Source organism: Staphylococcus sp. GDY8P57P (assembly GCF_017892585.1).
Classification (GTDB): domain Bacteria; phylum Bacillota; class Bacilli; order Staphylococcales; family Staphylococcaceae; genus Staphylococcus; species Staphylococcus borealis.
Genome location: NZ_JAESLK010000164.1, coordinates 1 through 796 on the forward strand (window position 1 = coordinate 1; position 796 = coordinate 796).

Annotated in this window: 2 protein-coding genes; both read right to left on the reverse strand. The window is 31.3% G+C overall.

The window, feature by feature from the left end; translation table 11 throughout:
* Window positions 1–51: 51 nt before the first annotated feature.
* Window positions 52–288, reverse strand: a complete 237-nt coding sequence (locus tag KA878_RS14135) for a thioredoxin family protein (protein WP_210142277.1) — start codon at window positions 286–288, stop codon at window positions 52–54.
* A 61-nt stretch (window positions 289–349) separates the two neighbouring features.
* Complete coding sequence (locus tag KA878_RS14140; RefSeq protein WP_210142278.1) at window positions 350–742, reverse strand: toprim domain-containing protein; 393 nt, start codon at window positions 740–742, stop codon at window positions 350–352.
* Between the last annotated feature and the right edge of the window lie 54 nt (window positions 743–796).

Below are 796 nucleotides of genomic sequence, written 5' to 3' on the forward strand. Positions count from 1 at the left end.
CATTATTTAATTATCCATAATCCTACCATTGTACTAAAGATTCGTCAATAATTATTTTAAATTTTCTAACAAATAAGGCACTGATTGAAATGCATAAATTCTTTTTTGTTCTTCACCTTTAGACATAAGCATAAGTATCGGTACCGATTGTATCTCATGTTGTTGACTAAAATCAGGATGAAAATTTAAATCTATTTTAGTAATTGGTAATTTTAAAATTTCATTCGCAATATCTAACATGCGTTCTGACACTTTACATGTACCACAAGTTGGCGTATAACCAAAAATAAGATATTTTTCCTGATCTACGTGTTCGAAAACATTAACACGCGTTGTTCATTCGTTAAATTCATGTTAATAAACTGACCCTTTCAGCAATATAATCCAATTTCGCTTTAGCTACTTTTTCTTCATCCTTCACCATAAAACCATGCTTTGCAAACACTCTGGATAAATATCGTTTAGGACAACGTGCAACCTCACAATATTGTTTATCTATTCTTATATGTCTACTTTCACTTAAATATCGTTTAAACCATTTTCGAATTTTTTCACCTTCATCATCGGCATCGACAAGTATATACACTTGTTTATCGTATAACGATTCTATCATCTCATCTAACTTATCAATTCCCATAGTACCGTTTGTACAAATGATTTCAATCGGTTGGTCAATCACCTGCTTCACCCGTTTCTTGTCTGTTTTACCTTCGACAATTATAACTTGGTTTAATATCGCCATGACAGTCACCTCTAAATGTGATAGTAAATTCAATTTTATATTTAGTTCTACACC